The sequence below is a fragment of the Qipengyuania sp. genome (assembly GCF_965277845.1).
Classification (GTDB): Bacteria; Pseudomonadota; Alphaproteobacteria; order Sphingomonadales; family Sphingomonadaceae; genus Qipengyuania.
In genome coordinates, this window is record NZ_OZ255844.1 from 2,786,258 (window position 1) to 2,810,326 (window position 24,069).

The 24,069-nt window shown below is 64.4% G+C and carries 21 protein-coding genes; 5 read left to right on the top strand and 16 right to left on the bottom strand.

What is annotated here, in order from left to right; genetic code table 11:
- Positions 1-97: 97 nt before the first annotated feature.
- From dnaE to ACQY4G_RS13655, 6 genes are all read right to left on the bottom strand, one after another.
- Positions 98-3,574, bottom strand: coding sequence for a DNA polymerase III subunit alpha (gene dnaE, locus ACQY4G_RS13630; protein WP_421991634.1), 3,477 nt, complete (start codon positions 3,572-3,574; stop codon positions 98-100).
- 168 nt (positions 3,575-3,742) lie between these two features.
- On the bottom strand, positions 3,743-4,222 hold the full coding sequence (locus tag ACQY4G_RS13635) for a glutathione peroxidase (protein WP_421991636.1): 480 nt from the start codon (positions 4,220-4,222) through the stop codon (positions 3,743-3,745).
- A gap of 7 nt (positions 4,223-4,229) precedes the next feature.
- The gene (locus ACQY4G_RS13640; RefSeq protein ID WP_421991638.1) at positions 4,230-4,739 is read right to left on the bottom strand and encodes a hypothetical protein; all 510 of its coding nucleotides are present in this window, start codon (positions 4,737-4,739) and stop codon (positions 4,230-4,232) included.
- An 82-nt stretch (positions 4,740-4,821) separates the two neighbouring features.
- Positions 4,822-5,100 carry a hypothetical protein gene (locus tag ACQY4G_RS13645; protein WP_421991640.1) on the bottom strand — a complete coding sequence of 93 codons (279 nt, stop codon included), beginning with the start codon at positions 5,098-5,100 and terminating at the stop codon, positions 4,822-4,824.
- Positions 5,101-5,147: 47 nt separating this feature from the next.
- Entirely contained in the window at positions 5,148-5,834 is a 687-nt protein-coding gene (locus ACQY4G_RS13650; protein ID WP_421991642.1) for an ABC transporter ATP-binding protein, read from the bottom strand.
- Entirely contained in the window at positions 5,827-7,068 is a 1,242-nt protein-coding gene (locus ACQY4G_RS13655) for a lipoprotein-releasing ABC transporter permease subunit (protein ID WP_067690356.1), read from the bottom strand. Before ACQY4G_RS13655 ends, ACQY4G_RS13650 begins: the two co-directional genes overlap by 8 nt.
- Positions 7,069-7,241: 173 nt before the next feature.
- On the opposite strand from ACQY4G_RS13655, the gene purF reads away from it, so the two are divergent.
- The 3 genes from purF to ACQY4G_RS13670 all read left to right on the top strand — a co-directional run bounded on the left by purF (position 7,242) and on the right by ACQY4G_RS13670 (position 9,899).
- A complete protein-coding gene (gene purF / locus ACQY4G_RS13660) occupies positions 7,242-8,714 on the top strand; it encodes an amidophosphoribosyltransferase (protein ID WP_291173095.1) in 1,473 nt (490 codons plus the stop codon).
- On the top strand, positions 8,714-9,424 hold the full coding sequence (locus ACQY4G_RS13665; protein WP_421991644.1) for an SDR family NAD(P)-dependent oxidoreductase: 711 nt from the start codon (positions 8,714-8,716) through the stop codon (positions 9,422-9,424). Before purF ends, ACQY4G_RS13665 begins: the two co-directional genes overlap by 1 nt.
- 127 nt (positions 9,425-9,551) lie before the next feature.
- Positions 9,552-9,899 (top strand): PilZ domain-containing protein, encoded by a 348-nt coding sequence (locus ACQY4G_RS13670; RefSeq protein WP_067689498.1) that lies wholly within the window; start codon positions 9,552-9,554, stop codon positions 9,897-9,899.
- Positions 9,900-9,920: 21 nt separating this feature from the next.
- Here the strand turns inward: ACQY4G_RS13670 and ACQY4G_RS13675 are convergent, their stop codons facing one another.
- From ACQY4G_RS13675 to ACQY4G_RS13705, 7 genes are all read right to left on the bottom strand, one after another.
- The gene (locus ACQY4G_RS13675; protein WP_421991646.1) at positions 9,921-11,129 is read right to left on the bottom strand and encodes a serine hydrolase domain-containing protein; all 1,209 of its coding nucleotides are present in this window, start codon (positions 11,127-11,129) and stop codon (positions 9,921-9,923) included.
- Positions 11,126-12,373: a class I SAM-dependent methyltransferase gene (locus ACQY4G_RS13680; protein ID WP_421991648.1), complete on the bottom strand. Its 1,248-nt coding sequence runs from the start codon at positions 12,371-12,373 to the stop codon at positions 11,126-11,128. Before ACQY4G_RS13680 ends, ACQY4G_RS13675 begins: the two co-directional genes overlap by 4 nt.
- 41 nt (positions 12,374-12,414) lie before the next feature.
- Positions 12,415-13,821, bottom strand: a complete 1,407-nt coding sequence (locus ACQY4G_RS13685; RefSeq protein WP_421991650.1) for a cryptochrome/photolyase family protein — start codon at positions 13,819-13,821, stop codon at positions 12,415-12,417.
- A 167-nt stretch (positions 13,822-13,988) separates the two neighbouring features.
- On the bottom strand, positions 13,989-14,933 hold the full coding sequence (locus tag ACQY4G_RS13690; protein WP_421991652.1) for a metal-dependent hydrolase: 945 nt from the start codon (positions 14,931-14,933) through the stop codon (positions 13,989-13,991).
- A gap of 86 nt (positions 14,934-15,019) precedes the next feature.
- Positions 15,020-15,628 carry a hypothetical protein gene (locus ACQY4G_RS13695; RefSeq protein ID WP_421991654.1) on the bottom strand — a complete coding sequence of 203 codons (609 nt, stop codon included), beginning with the start codon at positions 15,626-15,628 and terminating at the stop codon, positions 15,020-15,022.
- Between the two features lie 113 nt (positions 15,629-15,741).
- Positions 15,742-16,776, bottom strand: a complete 1,035-nt coding sequence (locus ACQY4G_RS13700) for a 2-oxoacid:ferredoxin oxidoreductase subunit beta (protein ID WP_067689517.1) — start codon at positions 16,774-16,776, stop codon at positions 15,742-15,744.
- Positions 16,773-18,713 carry a 2-oxoacid:acceptor oxidoreductase subunit alpha gene (locus ACQY4G_RS13705; RefSeq protein WP_421991656.1) on the bottom strand — a complete coding sequence of 647 codons (1,941 nt, stop codon included), beginning with the start codon at positions 18,711-18,713 and terminating at the stop codon, positions 16,773-16,775. Before ACQY4G_RS13705 ends, ACQY4G_RS13700 begins: the two co-directional genes overlap by 4 nt.
- Before the next feature lie 175 nt (positions 18,714-18,888).
- Here ACQY4G_RS13705 and ACQY4G_RS13710 point away from each other — a divergent pair, with 175 nt between their 5' ends.
- Together ACQY4G_RS13710 and ACQY4G_RS13715 are read left to right on the top strand one after the other, a co-directional pair.
- Positions 18,889-19,839, top strand: coding sequence for an alpha/beta hydrolase (locus ACQY4G_RS13710; RefSeq protein WP_421991658.1), 951 nt, complete (start codon positions 18,889-18,891; stop codon positions 19,837-19,839).
- Between the two features lie 35 nt (positions 19,840-19,874).
- Positions 19,875-20,312, top strand: a complete 438-nt coding sequence (locus ACQY4G_RS13715) for an RNA pyrophosphohydrolase (protein WP_421993670.1) — start codon at positions 19,875-19,877, stop codon at positions 20,310-20,312.
- An 85-nt stretch (positions 20,313-20,397) separates the two neighbouring features.
- Here ACQY4G_RS13715 and ACQY4G_RS13720 read toward each other — a convergent pair whose 3' ends face one another.
- From ACQY4G_RS13720 to guaB, 3 genes are all read right to left on the bottom strand, one after another.
- Entirely contained in the window at positions 20,398-20,904 is a 507-nt protein-coding gene (locus ACQY4G_RS13720; RefSeq protein ID WP_067690362.1) for a tetratricopeptide repeat protein, read from the bottom strand.
- A 68-nt stretch (positions 20,905-20,972) separates the two neighbouring features.
- Positions 20,973-22,145, bottom strand: a complete 1,173-nt coding sequence (locus ACQY4G_RS13725) for an RsmB/NOP family class I SAM-dependent RNA methyltransferase (RefSeq protein WP_421991660.1) — start codon at positions 22,143-22,145, stop codon at positions 20,973-20,975.
- A gap of 112 nt (positions 22,146-22,257) precedes the next feature.
- Positions 22,258-23,760, bottom strand: a complete 1,503-nt coding sequence (guaB, locus tag ACQY4G_RS13730) for an IMP dehydrogenase (protein WP_291173129.1) — start codon at positions 23,758-23,760, stop codon at positions 22,258-22,260.
- Positions 23,761-24,069 lie beyond the last annotated feature (309 nt).

Sequence of the window (24,069 nt, forward strand, 5' to 3'; positions counted from 1 at the left end):
AGCCGAAGGCGACGCGGCAATCCAGCTTCAAACGTCGCAAATGGGTGCGACGGCGGGAGATGGATTGCTTCGCCTGCGGCTCGCAATGACTGTGCTCTCAGGCGACGAGGCGCAAGTTTGCCTTCCCCCGTCGCGCGGTCAGCTGCACCTTGGCAAGGCCGGGCACGCTTGCCAAGCGTTCGGCGAGGTCGCCGTCGATAGAAAAGCTTCGCCCCAACCGCATCACAGGCGGGGTCGCATCGCCGGTAAGCAGCGTGGCAATGGCCTCGTCGCCCCCTACCCCATCCTCGCCGAGCTCGAGCGCGAGCTGGGTCAGCGCATCGACGCTGTCGACCTCGAGCGTGAGCAGCATGGCCATGGAGCCCTTCACCGCCTCCAGCGGCACCGCACCACGCACGGTGATCCGCGGCGGTTCGTCGGGGCTCGGGCTGTCGAGTTCGACATCGAGCTTCACGCAGGTCTGGTTTTCGGCCCATTCGAGGAACCTGTCGACCAGACCCTCTTCGAAACAGGCGGCACTGAACTGGCCCGAAGCGTCGGAAAAATCGGCGCGGATGAAGGGTTTGCCGCGCTTGGTCGTGCCCTTGCTCGCGCCTTCGACCTGCACCGCCATCACCGCGCCCATGCGCCCGCCGCCCGGCACACCGCCCGCCATCAGCGAGGCGTGCGAACGGGCGCCCTGCGCGCTGGCGATCTCGCGATAGGCGGCTGTTGCGTGTTCCTTGAAGGAGAACCCCATGCTCTCCTTCTCGCGGCTGCGCGCTTCGCTCAGCGACCAGTCTTCGGCATCTTTCAGGCGGAGTGTATCCTCGACCGCGGCGTCCTCTCCGCCGAACAGCCCCGCCTGTCCACTCGACCGCTCGCGCTCGGCCGCATCGGCGACTGCCAGCAGCATGTCGGTATTCGCCATCAGCTTGGCGCGATTGGGCTCGAATTCATCCAATGCGCCCGCGCTGATCAGCGCTTCCAATTGCCGCGAGTTCATCGAGCCTTTGGGCAGACGCTCGAACAAGTCCTTCAGGCTTTCGAACTTGCCCGCCGCTTCTCGCTCCTCGACGATCGCTTCCATCGCGCGTTCACCGACATTGCGGATGCCTGCCAGCGCATAGCGCACCGCATAGCCGTCGTCGGTCTGCTCGACCGTATATTCGGCCTCGGAGTAGTTCAGCGCAGGCGGCAGCACCGTGATCCCGCCGCGCCGGGCATCGTCGACGAAGATCGCCAGCTTTTCCGACTGGTGCATGTCGAAGCACATCGAAGCGGCATAGAATTCTTCCGGATAATGCGCCTTGAGCCACGCGGTCTGGTAGGCGAGCAGCGCATAGGCCGCGGCGTGCGACTTGTTGAAACCGTAACCTGCGAACTTGTCGATCAAGTCGAACAGCGCGTTGGCTTCTGCCTTCTCGATCCCGCTGACTTCCTTGCAGCCCTCGACGAAGCGGGTCCGCTGGATATCCATTTCCGCCTGGACCTTCTTGCCCATCGCGCGGCGCAGCAGGTCGGCGTCGCCGAGTGAATATCCGGCGAGGATCTGCGCGGCCTGCATGACCTGTTCCTGATAGACGAAAATGCCGTAGGTCTCGGCGAGGATGCCTTCGAGCTTGGCGTGCGGATACTCGATTTCGACCTCGCCCGCCTTGCGCTTGCCGAACAGCGGGATGTTGTCCATCGGCCCCGGGCGATAGAGCGAGACGAGCGCGATGATGTCGCCGAAATTGGTCGGCTTCACCGCCGTCAGCGTGCGCCGCATGCCTTCCGATTCGAGCTGGAACACGCCGACCGTGTTACCCGCCTTCATCAGCTCGTAGACCTTGGGATCGTCGAGCGGCAGTTGCGACAGGTCAATATCGATCTCGCGCCGCTTGAGGAGGTCGACCGCCTTCTTGAGCACCGACAGCGTCTTCAGCCCGAGAAAGTCGAATTTGACGAGGCCGCTGCTCTCGACATTCTTCATGTCGTATTGCGTGACCGGCATGTCCGAACGCGGATCGCGGTATAGCGGGACCAGTTTCGCCAGCGGGCGATCGCCGATCACGACGCCCGCCGCGTGGGTCGAGCTGTTGCGCGGGAAGCCTTCGAGCTGCATCGCGAGGTCGACGAGGCGCTTGACCTCGTTGTCGTTGTCGTACTCGCGCTTGAAATCGGCCGCGCCGTTGAGCGCCCGCGGCAGCGTCCACGGGTCGGTCGGATGGTTGGGCACCATCTTGCAGAGGCGATCGACATGGCCGTAGCTCATCTGCAGGATGCGGCCCGTATCGCGCAGCACCGCGCGCGCTTTCAGCTTTCCGAAGGTGATGATCTGCGCGACGTGGTCGTGGCCGTATTTCTGCTGGACGTAGCGGATCACCTCGCCGCGCCGGGTTTCGCAGAAGTCGATATCGAAGTCGGGCATCGAGACGCGTTCGGGGTTGAGGAAGCGTTCGAACAGCAGGCCGAGCTGGATCGGGTCGAGATCGGTGATGGTCAGCGCCCAGGCGACCAGGCTGCCCGCACCCGAACCACGGCCCGGGCCGACAGGGATGTCATGATCCTTGGCCCATTTGATAAAGTCGGCAACGATCAGGAAGTAGCCGGGGAAGCCCATCTGGTTGATGATGTCGACTTCGAATTTCAGCCGGTCGAAATAGGCCTTGCGATCTTCGTCGCTCATCTCGCCATAGGGTTCGAGCCGCGCTTCGAGGCCCTTGCGCGCGTCTTCCTCGAGCATGCGCGCCTCGCCTTTCAGATCGCCCGCGAGGCTTGGCAGAATGGGATCGCGATAGGGCGGTGCGTAAGCGCAGCGTTGTGCGACCACCAGCGTGTTCTCCACTGCTTCGGGCAGGTCGTCGAAGGCCTCCTCCATCATGTGGTAGGTCTTGACGTAGCTTTCGGGATTGGACCGAGCACGCTCCTCCGCATCGATATGTGTCGAGCCGGCGATGCACAGCATGGCGTCGTGCGCCTTATGCATATGCGGCTCGGCAAAATTGGCCGGATTTGTCGCCACTAGTGGCAGGTCGCGCGCATAGGCCAGCTCGACCAGCGCGGCTTCGGCGCGCTCCTCCACATCGTTTCCGCGGCGCGCCAGTTCGACATAGAGTCGGTCCGCGAAAAGGCCCTGCAGGCGGTCGAGCAGCGCCTCGGCATGGCTCTGCTGACCCTCGGCGAGCAGCTTGGTCAGCGCCCCTTCGCTCGCCCCGGTGAAGGCGATCAGTCCGTCGGTATGGCCGTCGAAATCCACCATGGCGACATGCGGCTCGTATTCCAGCGGGCGCTCGAGATGCGCTTTTGAGACGAGATGGCAGAGATTGTCGTAACCCGCCTCGTCCTGGGCATATAGCGGCAGGTAGTCGACCTGCTTGCCTTCCTTGTCGCGCGCCACGCCAAGCAGGGTCCCGATGATCGGCTGAATGCCTTCTGCCTTACACGCACTTGCGAACATCACCGCGCCATAAAGGCCGTTGCGGTCGGCAATCGCGATCGCCGGAAAGCCGCGCTCCTTCGCCAGCTTGGCCATCGCCTTCGGATCGATCGCGCCCTCCAGCATCGTATAGGCCGACAGGATGCGGAAGGGGACGAAGGGCTTGAAGGACATGATTGGTAATATGCGGCCGACCAACGGATTCGCCAACCCGCCGAGCCGAGGCTTTCCTCCGTTCCGTCATCCCTGCGAAGGCAGGGATCCAGATACCGTTGCCGCAGTGCGAAACGACAGCTTATCTGGGCCCCTGCCTGCGCAGGGGCGACACCGGGCAATCTGGTATTAGAGGAGCTTTTCGATATCCCTGGCGATGGTCTTGGGTGCATCGGCGGGGCCGTAGCGCTTCACCACATTGCCCTCGCGGTCGATGAGGAATTTGGTGAAGTTCCACTTGATCGCGCGCGAGCCCATCAGGCCCGGCTTTTCCGCCTTCATCCAGTCGAACAGCGGGCTGGCATCGTCGCCATTGACGTCGACCTTGGCCATCAGCGGAAATGTGAGGCCGAAATTGACCTTGCAGAATTCGGCGATCTCGTCCGCATCGCCCGGTTCCTGATTGCCGAACTGGTTGCAAGGGAAGGCGAGGACCTCGAAGCCCTTGTCCTTGTAATCCTGAAACAGCTCTTCCAGTCCGTCATACTGCGGGGTGAAACCGCACTTGCTTGCGGTGTTCACCACCAGCAGCACCTTGCCGAGCTTTTCCGACAGGTCGAGCTGGTCGCCCGTGTTGGTGTCGACGGTGAAATCGGCGATGGTCGTCATGGGCGCGCTATTCCTTGCGGCGGTAGATATAATCGAAAGCGTCGGACCACGTCCGGCCGTGATCCGCGCTTGCCTGCCCGTATTGTCGCACGCTGCCATCCTCTTCAAGAGTATAGGTCATCCGCACGAGCATCCGGTCACCCTGCGCATTCCTGCCCCAATAGCCGGTCAGCACCATGCCGCCATCGACCGCACCGCCATCGAAGAAGACGCGGCCGGGCGAACCGCCGACCCATAGCTGATGCCAGCCGCCGGTTTGCGGATCGTAGGTGGTCAGACTTGAGCCGCCACGCCCTTGAAATGGCATCCAGGTCTCACGGATCGCGCAGCCCGCACTGACCTTTTCGATCCGGCTGTTCGCAACCTGCTGGTCCCCGCCATTGGGAAACACGTCCCATTCGCCGACCCAGAAATCGAAGGCTTCTTGGTTCACGCCTTCACAGGCTGGTGGCGGCGCGGGCGCAGCGGCAGGCGCGGTGGCCTGCGCAACGGCAAGCGCGAAGGCGGCGGTCAGCATGGTCGGTTCTCCCCTGATGCCGCCACCTTGCGTCGGTAGAGCGGATCGGGCGACCCGCTATCGACGAAAAAACGACCCCATCCTACGAGCGGGGGAAGTCGTCGCGCTGCGATAGGCTTGCCACCTCGTAGGCGTGATACTCTCGGTCACCGGCCTTTTCGATGTAGTAATCGGCACGCTCATGCTCCGGCATCAGCATCATGTGCCGGATGAGATCGGCGAACGTGCCGGAGCGCAGCCCCTTGGCGGAATCGAGCACACCATCGCCGTCGTCCTTTCGATGCAGGCTGGCACGGTCGTCCCACTCTATGCCCTCCTGGTGCGTGTTTTCGCCTCGGTAGGTACTCGGATGATCGGTCATGCAAATCTCCTTCGACCAACCAACGGGCGAGAGCGCATCCGGGTCCGCTATTCGAGATGGCCTTCGTGCAGCCGCACCACGCGGTCCATTTTCCGGGCCAGTCGCTCGTTATGCGTCGCGATCAGCGCCGCGCTGCCCTCCCCGCGTACCAGCGCGAGGAACTCCGCGAGCACCCTGTCGGACGTCGCCTCGTCGAGATTGCCGGTGGGTTCGTCGGCCAGCACGAGATCGGGCTTGTTGGCGAGCCCGCGCGCCACGGCCACGCGCTGCTGCTCGCCGCCCGAAAGCTGGCTCGGCCTATGGTCGAGCCGGTGTTCGAGGCCCAGCGCGACGAGCAGCTGTTCGGCGCGCGCCTCGGCCTCGGCGCGTAGCCTGCCGGCGACGAGTTGCGGCAGGATCACATTCTCGCGCGCGTCGAAATCGGGCAGCAGATGGTGGAACTGGTAAACGAAGCCCAGATGCTCGCGCCGCAGCACGGTGCGGGCGCGCGAATCCGACTTCTCTGCAGAATGGCCCGCGATCACGATCTCGCCGCCAAAGCCGCCTTCGAGCAGGCCGACCGCCTGCAGCAGGGTGGATTTGCCCGAGCCCGATGGGCCCAGCAGCGCGACGATTTCGCCCGGCTTGATCGCGAGATCGACGCCGCGCAGCACGTCGATGCGCACGCCGCCCTGCTCGAAGCTGCGGGTGAGGCCCTTGAGCTCGACCACCGGTTCGATGCCCGTGTCACTCATAGCGCAGCACCTGGACCGGATCGGTGCTCGCCGCCTTCCACGCCGGATACAGCGTCGCGAGGAAACTCAGCACGAGCGCGAGCAGAACGATCAGCGCCACTTCGACCGGATCGGTCTTGGACGGCAGCATGGTGAGAAAGCGCACCTGCGGGTCCCACAATTCGACCCCCGTCAGATAGCCGATGCCGGTCACGATCTGCTGGCGGAAGCCGAGGATCAGGAAGCCCAGCACCAGGCCGGCCACGGTCCCGATGGCCCCGACGGTGAAGCCGGTGGTGACGAAAATCTTCATCAGGCTTGCGCGGGTCGCCCCCATGGTGCGCATGATCGCGATATCGCGCGTCTTGGCGCGCACCAGCATGACTAGGCTCGAAAGAATATTGAAAGCTGCCACCAAGACCATGAAACTCAGCGCGAAAGCCATGGCAACGCGTTCGACCTGAAGCGCCTCGAACAGCGTCGAATTGATGGTTTTCCAGTCGGACACGACAGCCCTGCCCTGGACCGCGCGTTGCACCGGATCGAGGATTTCGCCGACCTCGTCGGCATCTTCCACCGTGACCTCGATCATGCCTACCGTATCCCCGATCAGCAGAAGCGTCTGCGCATCCTGCATCGGCATGACCACGAAGGCCCCGTCGTAATCGTAGACGCCGACCTCGAAGATCGCGGCGACTTCGTAGCCGACCTGCCGGGGAACCGTGCCGAACGGCGTCGAGCGGCCCTGCGGGTTGATGATGGTGATCGTGTCGCCCACCCGCGCGCCGATATTCTCGGCAAGGCGGACGCCGATCGCGACCTTGCTCGCGCCCGGCTGCAGCGCATCGAAATTGCCGCTGATCGCCTTGGTCGAGAGGTCCTGGAGGTCTTGCGGCGTATTCCCGCGCACCAGGATCGCCTCGACCCGGCCGTTGAAGCTCGTCAGCAGCGGCTGCTCAATCAGCGGCGAGGCGCTGACCACCCCCGGCGTTTCCTCGACCCGTGCGAGGACATTTTCCCAATCGTCGAGCCGGCCGCCATAGGCCTGGACGATCGCATGGCCGTTGAGGCCGACGATCTTGTCGAGCAATTCCGCGCGAAAGCCGTTCATCACGCTCATCACCACGACCAGCATCGCGACCGAGAGCATGACCACGCCGATCGAAATGCTCGCGACCAGCGCAATGAATGCCTCGCCCTTGCCCGGGAGCAAGTAGCGTTTGGCGATGGTCCATTCGAAGGGAGAGAGGATCAATACGGCCCTTGTGTCTGGCGGTGCGTTGCGAGGGCGTTTAGGCAGCCGAAGCTTGCCGTGCAATGAAATCGTGTCATCCAGTCGGGGGCATCCGTCGCTCTACCCTTGTAATCCGCGCGTAACATCGCCATTGGGGCGCCCATCCCGATCAGTCGCCGCGGACAGGCCATTCGATGAACCTCACCCACCCGTTTCTCGACGAGGATGGCGACAAGCTGCGCGAGGAGTGCGGCGTGTTCGGCGCTGTCAATGCGACCGATGCGGCAGCCGCGACCGCGCTCGGCCTTCACGCGCTGCAGCACCGCGGGCAGGAAGCCGCCGGCATCACCAGCTTCGACGGTACGGAATTCTACACCCGCCGCGGCCTCGGCCATGTGGCGGAGAATTTCTCCTCGCAAGAGGCTATCGCCGAACTGCCTGGAATGATGGCTGCGGGCCATGTTCGTTACTCGACCACCGGCGGTGCGGGCCTGCGCAATGTCCAGCCGCTCTATGCCGACCTGGCCAGCGGCGGATTCGCCGTCGCCCACAATGGCAATATCTCGAATGCGGGTATGCTGCGCGACGATCTCGTCCGACGCGGGTCGATCTTCCAGTCGACCAGCGATACCGAGGTCATCATCCACCTCGTCGCGACCAGCCGCTATCCCACGATCATGGACCGGCTGATCGACGCGCTGCGCCTGCTCGAAGGGGCCTATGCGCTGATCGTGATGACGCCCGAGGGCATGATCGCCTGCCGCGATCCGCTGGGCATACGGCCCTTGCAGATGGGCCGGATCGGCGATGCTACCGTCTTCGCGTCGGAAACCGTGGCCTTCGACGTGGTCGGGGCGCAGTTCGTCCGCCAGGTCGAACCGGGCGAAGTCATCAAGGTCGATTTCGACGGCAATGTCGATTCGCTTCATCCTTTTGGCGACCATGCGCCGCGTCCCTGTATCTTCGAACACGTCTATTTCAGCCGTCCGGATTCGGTATTCGACGGGCGCAACATCTACGAGGCACGCAAGGCCATCGGCGCCGAGCTGGCCCGCGAAAAGCCGGTCGAAGCCGATCTCGTCATTCCGGTGCCGGACAGCGGTGTACCCGCGGCGATCGGCTATGCGCAGGAATCGGGCATTCCCTTCGAGCTCGGCATCATCCGCTCGCACTATGTCGGGCGCACCTTCATCCAGCCATCGGACGGCGCGCGCCACGCAGGCGTCAAGCGCAAGCACAATGCCAATCGCGCCCTGGTCGAAGGTAAGCGGATCGTGCTGATCGACGATTCGATCGTGCGCGGCACCACGAGCATGCAAATCGTCGAGATGATGCGCGATGCCGGGGCTACCGAAGTTCATTTCCGGGTGGCAAGCCCGCCTACCGCGCATAGCTGTTTCTACGGCGTCGACACGCCAGAGCGGTCCAAGCTGCTCGCTGCGCGCATGGATGTGGAACCGATGCGCGAATTCATCAGGGCCGACAGCCTCGCTTTCGTCTCGATCGACGGATTGTATCGCGCAGTTGGCGAAAAGCCGCGCAATTCCGGCTGCCCGCAATTCTGCGACGCCTGTTTCACCGGGGATTATCCAACCTCGCTGACGGACATGACGCGGCGCGAAGACAAGCAACACAAACTCGCATTTCCTTCCGAACAGGTTGCCTGATGACGAAACCGCTCGACAATCGCCTCGCTTTCGTGACCGGGGCGAGCAAGGGGATCGGTGCCGCTACCGCGCGGGCGCTGGCCGCGGCTGGCGCGCATGTGGTGCTGACGGGGCGCGACGTGCGTGCACTCGAAACGGTCGAGGATGCCATTCACGACGCCGGCGGCGCATCGACCATCGCGCCGGTCGACCTGGCTGAAAGCGATGGCATCGCGCGCCTCGCATCGGCCATCGGCGGGCGTTGGGACAAGCTCGATTTTCTGGTGGTTTCTGGGGCATACCTGCCTGCCCTGACCCCAGTCACGCAGATCGACGGCAAGCAGTTGAGCCAGGCGTTGACGGTCAATTTCCTTGCCACGCAGGCGCTGTTGGCCAATTTCGATCCGCTGCTGAAGCGTGCCGATGCGGGCCGCGTTATCGGCCTGACCAGCAGCGTCGGCGCGACACCGCGCGCCTATTGGTCGGCTTATGGCGCCACCAAGGCAGCTTTCGACAACCTGCTGCAAAGCTATGCGCAAGAGGTCGAAAAGGTCTCCAAGGTCCGCGTCGCGCTGATCGATCCCGGGGCAACCCGCACTGCCATGCGTGCCAAGGCCTATCCCGGTGAAGACCCGACGACAGTAAAGGAGCCGGAGGCGGTCGCCGATCGCCTTGTCGAGCTTCTGGTTAACGATTTCGAGGGCTTCCACCGCGAGCGCGTCGAAGGCTAGGTTAACCACGCGCGTTCAGCGCTTTTCAACCCTGATCCCGGCAGAGTGTTCAAATCACCTCGAGCGATCGCGGCTCGACCGGTCGCGGGGTGCTTTGAGTCGCATCGATCGAGGAAGGCCGCCTGTCATGATCCATCAATCGAAGGATCGCTACAAACTCGCAGCGCAGGAAGATCGCTGCGCCCCGCGGACCAAGCTGACCATTCCCGGACAGCTGCGGGCCAGCGGCGGACGCGCATTCCAAACGGTGGTCCACGACCTTTCCATCTCGGGTTTTTCCGCCGCAGCACTCAACCGGATGCACGAAGGTCAGCTGTGCTGGCTGACCCTGCCCGGGCTCGAGTCGCTCCAGGCGCAGGTCGTATGGTGGGAGAACTGCATGGTCGGCTGCGCCTTCAGCGAGCTGCTGAGCCCGATCGTGCACGACAGCATCCTCGCCCGCTACAGCGGCGAAGGCGCCTACCGCTCCTACTGACGGGGCCGCAGCCCCGCCCGCTCAGTCGTCGAGCACCTCGGCGATTTTCCCGACCAGCGTGCGGAACCCGGCGCGATGATCGCTGCTGGTCGCGGTCGGCCAGTTGCTGACGATCGCGACGACCAGCTCCTCTTCCGGGACGATAGTGATTGCCTGGCCGAAAATGCCCTGCGCGCCATAGGTATCGCGGGGATAGGTCCACCACTGGTAGCCATAGCCGAAACCGGGGGCTCGCTCGCCGAAATCGACCAGCGGCGAACCGGCGGTGGCAAACCAGCCCGCAGGGACAATGCCTTCGCCCCCTTCGAGCGCGAACTGGCCCATGCGGGCATAATCGGCCAGGCGCAGCGATAGGCAGCAGCCGCCGATATTGCCGCCGGTGAGGTCCTGCATCCAGAACATGCCGCCTTCGAAACCCGCGGGCTCGACGATCTTCTGCGCTGCATAGGCCGCCAGCGACTGACCGGTCGCCTGTTCAACTATCAGGCCGAGCAGATTGGTTTCGAGCGTCTTGTAGACCCATTTCTCGCCCGCGGGTGCCTCGCGTTCCAGAGTGCGGGCATAGGTCACCGCCTGCGATTCGCCCGCCACCGGCGCGATGGCGAGCATTCGGGCGACATCGCTGTTCGGGTCGGTATAGTCCTCGTTCCAGGCGACGCCCGACGTCATGCTGGCGATCTGGCCGACACTGACCCCGTCATAGGCCGTCCCGGCGAGCGCGGGGATGATCTCGATCACCGGTGTATCGACGCTGTCGATCGCCCCGTCGGCTATCGCCGCGCCGAGCAGGGTCGAAGTGAAGCTCTTGGCGACCGAGAAGCTGGTCCAGCGGTCATTGGCGCCGAATCCGAGCCCGTACTCCTCGAACACCACTTCGCCGTCCTTGAGCGCCATCACGCCCGCTGCCTGTGTTTGCGCCATATAGGCGCGGATATCGGCCTGCACATCCGCCGGCAGTGCGCCGGCTGCGCGCGGCAATAGGCGTACCCGGTTGGCGGGCGCCACTTCGAGGCCGGGAAACAGCCCCTCCATGTCGCGAAACGCAGCCGAGCGGCGTTCATCGGCCCAGAACAAGATCGAATCGCTCGGGTCCATGCTCGCTATTTGTTCGGGCATGGATTGCGTGACCGCAGGCGGCGCCGCCGCAACCTCGGGAACAGGCGCGGCATCGTAAGCGGTCGCACACCCTGCCAGCGCCAGCGCCGCAGTCGAAATCCAAAACCCCTTCATTCACTCTCGCCCTGTTTCACCAGCGTGACCTGGTGGACGTCGATCCCGCCCCCGCGGAACCCGCCTTCGCAATACATCAGATAATAGCGCCACAAGTCGCAGAAACGCCTGTCGAAACCCTGCGGCAGGCGCCCTTCACGCTCCGCCGCGTCGAAATTCTCGCGCCAGCTCTTCAGCGTCTCGGCATAGTCGAGGCCGAAATCGCGCTGGTCCTGCCAGATTAGCCCGCGCTCTTCGGCCAGACGGCGAAACTCGCTGGTGCGGATCAGCAGTCCGCCGGGGAAGATATAGGCCTGGATGAAATCCGCGCTTCTCGCATAGGCTTCGAACAGGTCGTCGCGCATGGAAATATACTGAATCGCGGCGCGCCCGCCCGGTCTCAGGTTGCGCGCGATGCAGTCCATGAAGGCGGGCCAGTATTCGCGCCCCAGCGCCTCGACCATCTCGACGCTGACGACGGCGTCATACCGCCCCGCCGTGTCTCGATAATCCTGCTTGCGGAATTCGACCCCGGGATGGCATTCGCGCGCCCAGGCGAGTTGCGCGTCGGAAAGGCTGATCGCGGTGACCGCGCTGCCTCGCGAGGACAGGAACCCTGCCAGACCGCCCCAACCGCAACCGATTTCGAGCACGCTGGCGGGATTCCCGAGCCGCAGTGCCAGCGCATCCCACTTGCCCCGCTGCGCCGCCTCCAGACCGTCTTCGGCGACAGCGAGGGCGGAGGAGTAGCTCATCGTCGGATCGAGCCAGGCGGCATAGAAATCATTGCCCAGATCGTAATGCGCGCTGATATTCTTCTGCGCACCCGCATGCGTGTTGCGGTTGAGCCAATGCGCAAACCGCGCGGCCCAGCGGAACGGGCCATGGGCGCGGCCGGTGTTGCCGAGTTCGCTGCCATTGGCCATGAACAGCGCGAACAGCGGCACCGGGTCGGGACTGGCCCACTCGCCCGCCTCCCACGCTTGGTACCAGCCGATCGACCCATTGGTGGCGAGCCGCACAAGCGCATTCCAGCTGCGCAGCTCGACCTGGCAGACGAAACCCGGGGCGCGGCCCCCCAGGGTCCGGCGGCTGCCATCGGGCAGAGTCGCATGGATCGCACCCGCAACGAGCGCTTCGTCGATCCGGTCGAGGATCTTGCCGAAGCCGGGTGCGAACAGGCGCGCGAGCAGCCCCGGCCTGCGGGCGAAGCTTCTCGCTCCGTCCAGAAGGTCGCGTCCGCGCTGGCTTGTCCGCATCTCCATCCCGCTGCCTATGGCGCGCCGGGAAAGGTGCGACAAGTCCGCTACGGTTTGCTGGCCCTGTATGCCTCCAGCGCCCGTTCGCGCGCTTCCTTGTGGCCGATTATCTTGGCCGGATAGTCGCCACGCTTCTCGTCGGGCGGATCGTGGATTTCACCGTCGTCCAGTTCGGCAAGCTCGGGAATGTATTCGCGGATGTATCCTGTCGCGTCGAACTTCTCGCTCTGCGTGAGAGGGGCCATGATGCGGCTGAACATATTGCTGTCGACGCCGGTGCCCGAAATCCACTGCCAGTTGACGCCGTTATTGCCATAATCCGCATCGACGAGACAATCCCAGTACCATTGCTCGCCGAAGCGCCAGTCGATCAGAAGATGTTTCACGAGGAAGCTCGCGCAGATCATCCGCACGCGATTGTGCATCCAGCCGGTCTGCCACAGCTGGCGCATCCCAGCATCGACGATGGGGTAGCCGGTCATGCCACGCTGCCAGCATTCGAGGTCTTCGCGGATCAGGTGCCCCGCATTGGGGTTCCGCCACAGCCTGCGTTCGTCATAGTCGCGGTAGCTCTCGCGCGGATAGTCGGGAAACTGGTCGATCACGTTCTGCGCATAATCGCGCCAGATCACTTCCTTGGCATAGGCCTTCCACCCGTCGGAGCGCTTGTCCTTGAGCTTGTGCCAGACCTGCGCGGGGCTGATCTCGCCCCAGTGCAGATGCGGCGACAGGCGCGAGGTGATGTCGTCCGAGGGCAGGTTGCGGCCCTCGTCGTATTCGGCGACCTGGCCGGTCCACCAATCCAGCCGCTCATGCGCCGCCGCCTCGCCGAATTCCCAGAAGTCGCTGATGCCGCCTGCCCAATCGGGTTTTGTCGGGAGCAGGCCCCAATCTTCCAGCTCGTCGCTCTCCGGCCATCTATCGGGCGAATGGATCGTCCCGGGTTCGGGCAGCGGATCGCGCGGGGGCATGACCTCGAGCATCGCCTTCGAAAACGGCGTGTAAATCTTATAGGGATCGCCCGATCCAGTCGTCACGCTGCCCGGGGGGAGCAGGTAATTGCCGTCGTAGAGGCACAGCTTGCGGTCCTCGCCCCCCAAACTCGAAAGTGCATCGCGCAGCTCGTCCTCGGCCTCCTTCCACCACGGCTCGTAATGCCGCATGGCGTGGATGCAGGAGGCCCCTACCTCGTCGGCGATGGATGCGAGAATCTGCGGGGCATCGCCCTTGCGCAGCACGATCTGCGAGCGGCGGCTGCCCAGTGACTTGCCGAGGCTGTCGAGCGAATGATGCAGCCACACCCGCGAAGCCCCGCCATAGGCATGATCGCCCGCGCGCGCATCGTCGAGCACATAGACCGGAATGACGGGACCGGCCTGGGCCGCGGCATGAAGCGCGGGCTGGTCGGCCATGCGCAGATCGCGCCGCAGCCAGAGGATTTGGGGTGAAGTCATGACGCTCCTCATCCCCTCTTCTTCAGAGGAGGGGCAACGAGACTTGGCTTTGCGCAGCAAACCCTAGTCGCAGTGGGGTGGTGAGAGCGGCACGCGCGGCGCTCGCGCGCCGCCACCACCCCCAACCCCCTCCTCTGAAGAAGAGGGGGCTTTCATGCCGAACCTGCCTACTGCGCCGATAGTTCCTCACATTCCACATTGGGCAGCGCGACGCTGAACCGATCCCGCGCGCGCGGATCGTAAAAGCGTGCATCGCGGAGAACGACCGAACCATCGGGCGCACGCTCGGCGAAGGGTGCGCGGGACCAGAAGAGGAAGGCTTCGGCCTGCGAGCCAACATTGTGCAACTCACTTGCGGAGGGCCAAGCACAGCGTTTTTCTCTCTCCAGAAATGGTACCCACACGTCTGCGGAATCATGCAGGTAGTACCAGTCGTTCTTCGACCCTGTGATTTCTTCACGCCAAACCGAAGCCACAGGAAGTGGACTACTAATGGAAGTCGTTGCACCAGGTAGTGGGCTTGCGGAATGCCATCCGTGGCTAGCCGAAATCACCCCATTCACCCCAATGTACACCAGCGCCACCGCTATCGCCGCACGCGCCGGTCGCAGCCACTCCCCGCCCCGCTTCTCGCGCCGCAGCGAGAACCAGGTTGTGAAGCCCAGCAGCGCCCACAGCCAGACGTCGATGATGAACAGCGTGTCGCCGTAGAACCATTGGCTTGAGAACGGTTCGAGCAGGCGAATGCCGTAGACGTTGAGCCAGTCGAGCGCCGGGTGGGTCAGGCAGGCGATGAAGCTCAGCAGGTAGAGCCACTTGAGGTCCACCGGCAGCCGTCCAGCTGGCCGCGTGCCGCGCTTCGCCTGCCAGCGGTCGAAGCCGTAGAGCAGCGCCGCCAGCACCAGCGGAAGCAGCACCCAGGCGATCGGCCCATGTGTGATCCCGCGGCGGAAGCCGAGATGCTCGACCCCCTCCAACCAGAAAAGGCAGGCGGCGTCGACATCGGGAAGGTTCGCGCCGATAATCAGCGCGGGCATGGCAAGCCCGGTCTTCCGCTTGAGCCCCGCCTGTCCGATCAGCGCCCCGACGAGGCTGTGTGTCAAATTGTCCATTGGTGCGCAGCCTTAGTGGCGCACACGCAAATGAAAAGGGCGACGGAGAATGGTCCGTCGCCCGATAGGGTCTGGTGCCAATCCGATCAGAGGTCGAAATTCTCGCCCCGGCGGGCAGCCGTAAACTCGCGGCGGTCGAGATAGGTATCGCCGTCGAGGTCATAATAGAAGAAACTGTCGGCGGCCTTGTTGATCGTCTCGGCCTTAAGCTCGGGTTGGCCCTGGTCGTTGAGCGCCTCGTTTTGCGGATTGAGCGGAATCGCCCAGATCGCATATTCGGCAACCGAGAGCTGGTCGTCGTCGTTCCGGTCGAGATAACCCCAGGTCATGTTCTCGCGAGCGCGCATGTTGGTGTTGGCCTCGCGCGGTTGCGCAGCGGCCTCTGCCTCTTCGCGATCGATTTCCGACATGTCCGCGTCATCGCCGGCTTCGTTTACCAACCGCACCTGCTCGCTTACGATCTCGTCGCGATAGGTGCGATATTCGCTACGGAAATCGGGTTCGCTGAATTCGGCGCGACGCTCTGCCGCGTCGTCGGACAGCAGGTAATCCCGCGTCATCGGGTCGTATTCGGCAGTGTCGATCACCTGCTCATCGGCAAGGTCATTGTCGACCACGGGTTCTTCGGCCTCGCCGCAAGCGGCAATCGCGAGAGTCAGAGCGGAAGCAAGAGCGGTCGTCTTGAGCTTAGTCATGTGTTCTCCGTCATTGTCTATCCACCCCCCGCGCATCGCGAGGGTATCAGACGAACAACGGGCCCGAGCGGCAATCGGTCCGAAAAAGGCCGAATTGTGGCACGGTGGTGCGTCTAGACCGGATCCTGCGCGGTCCCGTCGACGGTCCAGGTCTGCCCCTTCGCAAGCAGTTTCGCGAGGTTCGCTTCCTTGCCTTCGGTCGCGCGCTCGCGTTCCTCGATCACCTGGCTCTCAAAGGTCGGCTTGGGATCGTCGTAGAGTACGCCGAGCGCCTTGGGGAACGGGCCGAAGGGCAGCTCGACCAGCATATGCGCGATCGAGCGGTTGGTCACGTCGTGGCGGATGACGCCGGCGGCCTGCCAGTCGCCATCGACCACGTCGACGACCTTGAGCGCGAGCTTCTCGCTGTCGAGCGCGATGCCCTTGGTGCCGTTCGCGAACAGCATCGGTTCGCCGTCTTCCAGCCAGAGCTGAGAATCCTCGGCGCCCTTGGGCGCGGCGAAACCGTCGAACACGTCCTTATTGTAGACGATGCAGTTCTGGTAAATCTCGACGATCGCGGCACCCTGGTGCTTGTGCGCGGCCTTGAGCACCTCGGGCAGCTTCTTCGACACATCGAAGCCGCGCGCCACGAAACGCGCGCCCACGCCCAGCGCGAAGGCGGCAACACGCGTCGGTCGGTCGACCGAACCGGTCGGGGTCGACGGACTCTTGGTGCCGATGCGGCTGGTGGGCGAGGCCTGGCCCTTGGTGAGGCCGTAGATCTCATTGTTGAACAGCAGGATCTGCATGTTCACATTGCGTCGAAGAACGTGCATCAAGTGATTGCCACCGATGGACAATCCATCGCCGTCGCCCGTCACCAGCCAGATATCGAGATCGGGATTGGCCAGCTTGACGCCGGTCGCCACTGCCGGCGCGCGGCCGTGAATGGTGTGGAAGCCGTAGCTCTCGACGTAATAGGGAAAGCGGCTCGAACAGCCGATGCCCGAGATGAACACGGTGTTGGCCGGATCGCAGCCGAGCTGCGGCAACGTGCGCTGCACCGCCTTGAGGATCGCATAGTCCCCGCAACCCGGGCACCAGCGGACCTCCTGGTCGGTTTCCCAGTCCTTGAGCGTGGTTTCGATTTTTACAGGTGCATTCACTTCGCGCCTCCTTCCGTGCTCGGAAGCTGTTGGTCGTTGGCGGGGACCTGCCCACCTTCGTTGCCGGGGATGTCGTCGAAGAACTTCGCGATGGCCTCTTCGAGTTCGGCGATCTGGAACGGCTGGCCGCTGGTCTTGGTCAGCGGCTGCGCGTCGACGAGGAACTGGTCGCGCAGCACGGTCTTGAACTGGCCGGTGTTCATTTCGGGCACGAGCACATTGTCGAAGCCGCGCAGCAGCTCGCCGAGGTTCTTCGGCAGCGGCCAGATGTGGCGCACATGGATGTGGCTGACGTCGAACCCCTTGCGGCGCGCGCGGCTGACTGCCTGGTGGATCGGGCCGTAGGTACTGCCCCAGCCGACCACGGCAAGCCTGCCGGTCTTTTCGCCGATCTCGACCTTCTGGTCGCTGACTTGCACACCGAGAACCTTGTCGCGACGGGAATCGGTCATCGCCTGGTGATTGTCCGGCGAATAGTCGATATTGCCGGTGCCCTGCGCTTTCTCGATGCCGCCGATGCGGTGCATCAGGCCGGGCGTGCCGGGCTTGATCCAGGGGCGCGCGCCATGTGCATCGCGGGCGTAGGGCAGCAGCGTGCCGTCGGGCCCGTTGGCCTCCGTGAGGAATTCGGCCGGCATCCGCTCGAAACTTTCCGGATCGGGCACTTTCCACGGCTCGCTGGCATTGGCGATGTAGCCGTCGGTCAGCAGCATGACCGGGGTCATGTATTGCACCGCGATGCGGCATGCCTCGATCGCACATTCGAACACGTCGGCGGGGCTACGCGCGGCAATCACCGGCATGGGCGCATCGCCGTTGCGGCCGTAGATCGCCTGGTAGAGGTCGCTCTGTTCGGTCTTGGTCGGCAGGCCGGTACTGGGCCCGCCGCGCTGCGAATTGACGATCACCAACGGCAGTTCGGTCATGATCGCGAGGCCCATGGCCTCGGTTTTCAAGGCGATGCCCGGGCCCGAGGAGGAGGTCACGCCCAGCTGCCCAGCATAGGAGGCGCCGATCGCGGCGCAGATCGCGGCGATCTCGTCTTCCGCCTGGAAGGTGGTGACGTTGAATTCCTTCATCCGCGCGAGGTGATGCAGGACCGCGCTCGCCGGAGTGATCGGATAGCCGCCGAAGAAGATCGGCAGGCGCAGCAGGCGCGCACCCGCGACGAGGCCCAGCGCGACCGCTTCGGCGCCGGTGATCGTGCGATAGAGCCCCGGCGCGCTGGGCACCGGATCGAGATGGACCTGGCGCAGCGGCCCGGCAAGCTCGGCAGTCTCGCCATAGGCATGGCCCGCATCGAGCGCGGCGATATTGGCATCGGCGATCTCGGGCTTGGACTTGAACTTCTGGCGCAGCCAGTCGTGGATCGGCTTGCGGGGCCGGCCGAACATCCACAGCGCAAGGCCGAGCGTCCACATGTTCTTGGACCGCAGCGCATCCTTGTTACCGAGACCAAACGGCTTGACCGCCTCGATCGTCTTTTCGCTGATGTCGAAGGCGAGCAGGTCGTATTTGGCGAGGCTGCCATCCTCGAGCGGGTTGCTCTCGTATTTGGCTTTGTCGAGATTGCGCTTCGTGAAGGCACCGGTGTCGGCGACGATCAGCCCGCCCGGCTTTACCGCCGAAAGGTTCACCTTGAGCGCGGCCGGGTTCATCGCCACCAGCACGTCGGGCGCATCGCCCGCGGTGTCGATCTCGCGGCTGCCGAAATTGATCTGGAAGGCCGAGACGCCGAATAGCGTGCCTTGCGGCGCGCGGATCTCGGCGGGGAAATCGGGGAAGGTGGCGAGATCGTTGCCGGCCAGCGCGGTGGACAGGGTGAACTGCCCGCCGGTAAGCTGCATGCCGTCGCCGGAATCGCCGGCAAATCGCACGACGATGGCTTCGGGGGCAGCGGTAATGCCGTCTTTCGGTTGGGTGGCGGCTGTTGCCATCCGTGAATTCCTTGTCTGCACCGTCTGCTGCGGCGCCGTTTTCAGTCCGGGGACCGCACCTAGGATGGGCCCCCGCCTCTCGCAATGAAGTTTCTCTGCTAGGGGAAAAAAGCGGCGTGGAAAAGCGCTGCGAACAGGCTAAGTCCCGAAAAGAAACGTAAAGGGAGAGAGCGCAATGGCCGATACCGAACACTATGTCCGCGACGATGTGCGCGGCTTCCTCGACATGCTGGAGGCCATGGGTGGCAAGGGCGTGGAAGAAGTCGGCGCTAAGGAAGGTCGCCAGCAAATGCGCGCGATGGGCGCCATCGCCGAAGCCGAACCGCGCACCATGGCCGTGCAGAAAGACCTCACCTGCCCCGGACCGGCGGGTCCGATACCGGTGCGCTTCTACGACGTGAAGGCCGAACGCGAACCGGGCCCCTGCGTCCTGTTCATCCACGGCGGCGGCTTCGTGATCGGCGACCTGGAGGTCTACAACGCGCTGTGCACCGAGATTTCGCACCATCTCGACCTGCCGGTCGTGTCGGTCGACTATCGCCTGGCGCCCGAGCACCCCTTCCCTGCCGCGCCCGACGATTGCGAGGCGGCGGCACGCTGGATCGCGAGCTCGCCGGGCGAGCTCGAGCGCGAGATTACCGGTCTCGTCATCACCGGCGACAGCGCGGGCGGCAACCTCACCATCGTCACCACCAACCAGCTGATGAACGATCCGGCGGGCGTCCCGGTAATCGTCCAGGCGCCCATCTATCCGGTCGCCTCGGACGTCAGCGAGCATCACAGCCTCGCGCTGTTCGCCGAAGGATTCCTGCTGACCGGCGCGGCGATGGCATGGTTCACCGATCAATACGGCGCCGACAGCACGGATCCGCGCAACATGCCGATGGTCGGGGATTGCACGAACACGCCACCCACCGTGCTATGCACCGCCGGGCTCGATCCCTTGCGTGATTCCGGTCGGGAATACGCCGCACATCTGGTGCAACTCGGCACGGAAGTGGTCTATCTGGAATTTCCCGGCATCATTCACGGGTTTACGACGCTGCGAAAAGCGATACCGAGCGGCCAGACCGATCTCGAGGCCTTCCTCGATGCGACGAAACTGATGGTGGAGCGATACAGGTGAGCGAACCGCTCGGATACCGGCCCTGCGTGGGCGTGATGCTGGTGAACGGCGACGGCAAGGTCTTCGTCGGGCGCCGGATCGACAATAAGGAAGGCGACTGGTGGCAGATGCCGCAGGGCGGTGTCGACGACGGCGAGGATCTCAAGGAGGCCGCGCTGCGCGAGCTTGGCGAGGAAACCGGCGCGAGGCCCGAACATGTCACGATCCTCAAGGCGATGGACGAACCGGTGCGCTACGATCTGCCCGAGGAATTGATCGGCAAGCTGTGGGGCGGCAAGTATCGCGGGCAGGAACAGGTGTGGTATTTCGCGCGCTTTTCCGGCGTGGATGCCGACATCGACCTCGAGGCGCACGACCCGCCCGAATTCTGCGACTGGAAATGGGTCGAGCCAGACCAGCTTCCCGAGCTGATCGTGCCGTTCAAGAAACGCGTCTACCGCGCGGTGGTCGAGGCGTTCCGCGAGCTGGTCTGATCGCGAGCCCCGGCGACGGCAGGGTTTTCAGGCGTATAGGGAACCGCTTGCCGACCGAGGTCCCCGCCTTCGCGGGGATGCCCGCTCAATTCGTCTGCGCTACCGGCGCATCGGGCAGCACCGCTTCGGCGGTCATCACGCGCGCGGGCGGACCAGCCGCAATGCGGGCCGAGAGGGTCATCGTTTCCGGGCAGCTCGCGCCGCACAGCGATTCGAGCCTGGCGAGATTGCCCTTGGCCTTCTCGACCGCGCCCTTTTCCACCAGCGCCTCACCCTCGCCCGCAATCGCGGCGAGGTTGCGCGGATCGCGGGTCAGCGCTTCGCGGTAATAGCGGATCGCCTTGCCCTGCAGCCGGTCGGCACGCGCGGCTTCGGCAAGTCGCAGGAAAATCGGCGTATGGCCCGGGTCGACTGCCAGCGCGGCTTCGAAGGCGTCGATCGCGCCCTGCGTATCGCCCTGCGCCAGCGCGGCCTTGCCCTCGGCGATCAGCACGCCCGCGCGCGGCGCGGGTTCGCGATCGCCGGCCCAGCCCACGCTCGAAGTCACGGCAAAGACAAGGGAAAGGGCTGCGGCAGCAGGGGCAAAACGCATCATCGTCTCCAGAAGTGTATTCCGTCCAAGGCTTGGCGTGTCAGCCATAATCGGCAGGGCTACCATGTTCACCCTGCACAGGCGATGAAAAAACCGTCTGTGCCGTCATGGAACGGTGAAAGACGCGTTCCTTGCCCGCGTTTCCGGCCCAGCGGAAGCGCAAGTTCGCGCGCCGCCAGCTGCGGATGACGCATCAGAAAGGCGTCGATCTGCCCTGCCCCTTCCTCGTCGAGCAGCGAGCAGGTGACATAGACGATCCGCCCGCCCGGCTTGACCAGGCGTGTCGCCACATCCAGCAGGTGCGCCTGGACTGCGCACAGCCGCGCCAGCTCCTTTTCGTCGAGCCGCCAGCGTGCCTCCGGGTTGCGGCGCCAGGTGCCCGTGCCCGAACACGGCGCATCGATCAGCACCGCATCGGCCTGCCCTGCGAATTCGGCGAGCGCATCCAACTCCTTTTGCGGATCGAGCAGGATGGTCTCGATATTGGCGGCCCCTGCGCGTTCGGCTCGCGGCGCAAGCCGTGCAAGACGGTTGCGGTCGGTATCCGAAGCGATCAACCGCCCCCGATTGTCCATCGCAGCGGCCAGCGCGAGCGTCTTGCCGCCACCGCCCGCGCACAGATCGATCACCGTTTCCCCCGGCTGCGCGGCGACTGCGAGGCAGGCGAGCTGGGAACCGGTGTCCTGCACCTCGATCTGGCCCTCGCGAAAGGCGGGCCATTGCTCGACCGGCGTTCCAGCTTCGAGGCGCAGGCCGTGGGGCGCATCGGTGAGCGCGAACTCTGCCGGGAGCTCCAATCTGGCGCGATCCACCTTGAGCGTGTTCACTCGCAGATCGAGCGGTGCGCGCTCAAGCAGCGCTTCGGCCTCGGGCCCGGCGATGCCCGATCCAGCAAGCCGCTCTTCCAGCCACACCGGAGCCACGCCGCCCCGTGCCGCGCCCTCGCCCTTGCCGATTGGCGCGGGACCATAGGTGGAACCGTCGAACAGCGGGGCGATGCTCCCGTCCAGTTCGGCGAGGCGGAGCATCGCGGCTCGGCCCGTTTCCGGCACCGGTCCGCAGGCGCGGATCGCGGCATAGACGAGCTCGCGAATTGCGCGGCGATCCTTCGATCCGGCGAAGCGGTTGTTGCGGAACCAGTCGGCAAGGATTCGGTCGGCGGGCGCGCCCTTGCCGCGTGCCGCCGCGATGATGGCATCAAGCAGTTCGATCGAGGTCTGGACGCGAGCGGCGGGGGTCATGAGTTACTCCTCACCGATCCCGCGGGAAGGCAGAGGTCTCGCGCAGCAGGCGAAAGACAGCAGGCCTGAGATCCCCGCCTGCGCGGGGACTCACACGATGACGTTCGCAATGTCATCGGGTGGGATAGTTCGGCGCCTCGCGGGTGATCGACACGTCGTGAACATGGCTTTCGGTCAGGCCCGCATTGGTGATACGCACGAACTTCGCGCGCTTGCGCAGATCTTCGATCGATGCGCTGCCCGTATAGCCCATCGCAGCCTTGATACCGCCAACGAGCTGGTGGACGACCGCGCTGGCATGGCCCTTGTAGGGCACCTGGCCCTCGATGCCCTCGGGCACCAGCTTCTGCTGGCTGACATCGGCCTGGAAATAGCGGTCGGCGCTGCCGCGCGCCATCGCGCCCACGCTGCCCATGCCGCGATACGCCTTGTAGCTGCGGCCCTGGTAGATGAAGGTTTCGCCCGGCGCTTCCTCGGTTCCGGCGAGCATCGAGCCGATCATGATCGACGAGGCACCGGCCGCCAGCGCCTTGGCCGCATCGCCGCTGGTGCGAAGGCCGCCATCGGCAATCACGGGCACGCCCTGCTTTTCCGCTTCCTCTACACAGTCCATGATCGCAGTCAGTTGGGGAACGCCCACGCCCGCGACGACGCGCGTGGTGCAGATCGATCCGGGACCGATCCCGACCTTGACCGCATCGGCGCCCGCGCCGGCGAGCACCTTGGCCGCCTCGCCGGTGGCGATGTTGCCGGCGATGACCTGGACCGAGTTGGAAAGCTTTTTCACCCGCTCGACCGAGCGCGCGACATCCTTGTTGTGCCCGTGAGCGGTGTCGATCACCACCACGTCCACTTCCGCGTCGATCAGCGCTTCGGTACGCTCGAAGCCCTTGTCGCCCACCGTGGTCGCAGCCGCGACCCGCAGGCGGCCGGTCGCATCCTTGGTGGCGTCGGGATAGGCAACCGCCTTTTCGATATCCTTGACCGTGATGAGGCCGACGCAGCGACCATTGTCATCGACCACGAGCAGCTTTTCGATCCGGCGCTGGTGCAGCATGCGGCGCGCCTCTTCCTGGCTGGTGCCGAGCGGCACGGTGGCAAGGTTGTCGGTGGTCATCAATTCCTTGACCGGCTGACGCGGATTTTCCGCAAAGCGCACATCGCGATTGGTGAGAATGCCGACCAGCTTGCCGCTGCGGTCGGTCACCGGGATGCCGCTGATCCGGTTCTTGGCCATGATTTCCTGCGCCTCGCCCAGCGTGGCGTCGGGATGGATGGTGATCGGATTGACCACCATGCCGCTTTCATAGCGCTTCACCGCGCGAACGGCGGCGGCCTGGTCCTCGACTTCGAAATTCCGGTGCAGCACGCCGATTCCGCCGAGCTGCCCCATGGCGATCGCCATATCCGCCCCCGTCACGGTATCCATAGCAGATGAAATGACCGGGATGTTGAGCCCGATCTCGCGCGTCAGCTGCGTGGCGGTATTGGCCATCGACGGAAGAATGTCGCTCTCCGCCGGCACCAGGAGAACGTCGTCGAAAGTAAGACCGAGGGGAATGTCGAGCTGTGCCACGTTTGAGAATCGCCTGCCGGAGGAAATGTGGCGGCCCATGTAACGACGGATTGTGGGATTAGCTAGAGGGCGCCGCCCCCGCCCGATCCAATACACCCCGCCGGGCTCACTTCCATTGAATGCCTGCGGCGGATTATCTCGATTTGGTCACCGACCCGACACCTGACAAGCAACCTTCTTGGTGCTTGGAGTTGCCGAGTCGAGCCGTCGGATGCACGAAGTGTCACGATGCCGCTCTGTCCTTCCGAACCGGCAGCGTTGGTGAGTGACATGACTGTCCCTGTCTCCATCGTGCTTGGTCCGGCGGCCTTCAGCCAAAACACTCCGACACTAGCGAGCAGCGCCAGC

What these genes read in the sequence shown, in the direction of transcription:
- dnaE (WP_421991634.1), bottom strand. Translation starts at nt 3,574, where the DNA reads ATGTCCTTCAAGCCCTTCGTCCCCTTCCGCATCCTGTCGGCCTATACG.
- ACQY4G_RS13635 (WP_421991636.1), bottom strand. Translation starts at nt 4,222, where the DNA reads ATGACGACCATCGCCGATTTCACCGTCGACACCAACACGGGCGACCAG.
- ACQY4G_RS13640 (WP_421991638.1), bottom strand. Translation starts at nt 4,739, where the DNA reads ATGCTGACCGCCGCCTTCGCGCTTGCCGTTGCGCAGGCCACCGCGCCT.
- ACQY4G_RS13645 (WP_421991640.1), bottom strand. Translation starts at nt 5,100, where the DNA reads ATGACCGATCATCCGAGTACCTACCGAGGCGAAAACACGCACCAGGAG.
- ACQY4G_RS13650 (WP_421991642.1), bottom strand. Translation starts at nt 5,834, where the DNA reads ATGAGTGACACGGGCATCGAACCGGTGGTCGAGCTCAAGGGCCTCACC.
- purF (WP_291173095.1), top strand. Translation starts at nt 7,242, where the DNA reads ATGAACCTCACCCACCCGTTTCTCGACGAGGATGGCGACAAGCTGCGC.
- ACQY4G_RS13665 (WP_421991644.1), top strand. Translation starts at nt 8,714, where the DNA reads ATGACGAAACCGCTCGACAATCGCCTCGCTTTCGTGACCGGGGCGAGC.
- ACQY4G_RS13670 (WP_067689498.1), top strand. Translation starts at nt 9,552, where the DNA reads ATGATCCATCAATCGAAGGATCGCTACAAACTCGCAGCGCAGGAAGAT.
- ACQY4G_RS13675 (WP_421991646.1), bottom strand. Translation starts at nt 11,129, where the DNA reads ATGAAGGGGTTTTGGATTTCGACTGCGGCGCTGGCGCTGGCAGGGTGT.
- ACQY4G_RS13680 (WP_421991648.1), bottom strand. Translation starts at nt 12,373, where the DNA reads ATGGAGATGCGGACAAGCCAGCGCGGACGCGACCTTCTGGACGGAGCG.
- ACQY4G_RS13685 (WP_421991650.1), bottom strand. Translation starts at nt 13,821, where the DNA reads ATGACTTCACCCCAAATCCTCTGGCTGCGGCGCGATCTGCGCATGGCC.
- ACQY4G_RS13690 (WP_421991652.1), bottom strand. Translation starts at nt 14,933, where the DNA reads ATGGACAATTTGACACACAGCCTCGTCGGGGCGCTGATCGGACAGGCG.
- ACQY4G_RS13695 (WP_421991654.1), bottom strand. Translation starts at nt 15,628, where the DNA reads ATGACTAAGCTCAAGACGACCGCTCTTGCTTCCGCTCTGACTCTCGCG.
- ACQY4G_RS13705 (WP_421991656.1), bottom strand. Translation starts at nt 18,713, where the DNA reads ATGGCAACAGCCGCCACCCAACCGAAAGACGGCATTACCGCTGCCCCC.
- ACQY4G_RS13710 (WP_421991658.1), top strand. Translation starts at nt 18,889, where the DNA reads ATGGCCGATACCGAACACTATGTCCGCGACGATGTGCGCGGCTTCCTC.
- ACQY4G_RS13715 (WP_421993670.1), top strand. Translation starts at nt 19,875, where the DNA reads ATGCTGGTGAACGGCGACGGCAAGGTCTTCGTCGGGCGCCGGATCGAC.
- ACQY4G_RS13720 (WP_067690362.1), bottom strand. Translation starts at nt 20,904, where the DNA reads ATGCGTTTTGCCCCTGCTGCCGCAGCCCTTTCCCTTGTCTTTGCCGTG.
- ACQY4G_RS13725 (WP_421991660.1), bottom strand. Translation starts at nt 22,145, where the DNA reads ATGACCCCCGCCGCTCGCGTCCAGACCTCGATCGAACTGCTTGATGCC.
- guaB (WP_291173129.1), bottom strand. Translation starts at nt 23,760, where the DNA reads ATGGGCCGCCACATTTCCTCCGGCAGGCGATTCTCAAACGTGGCACAG.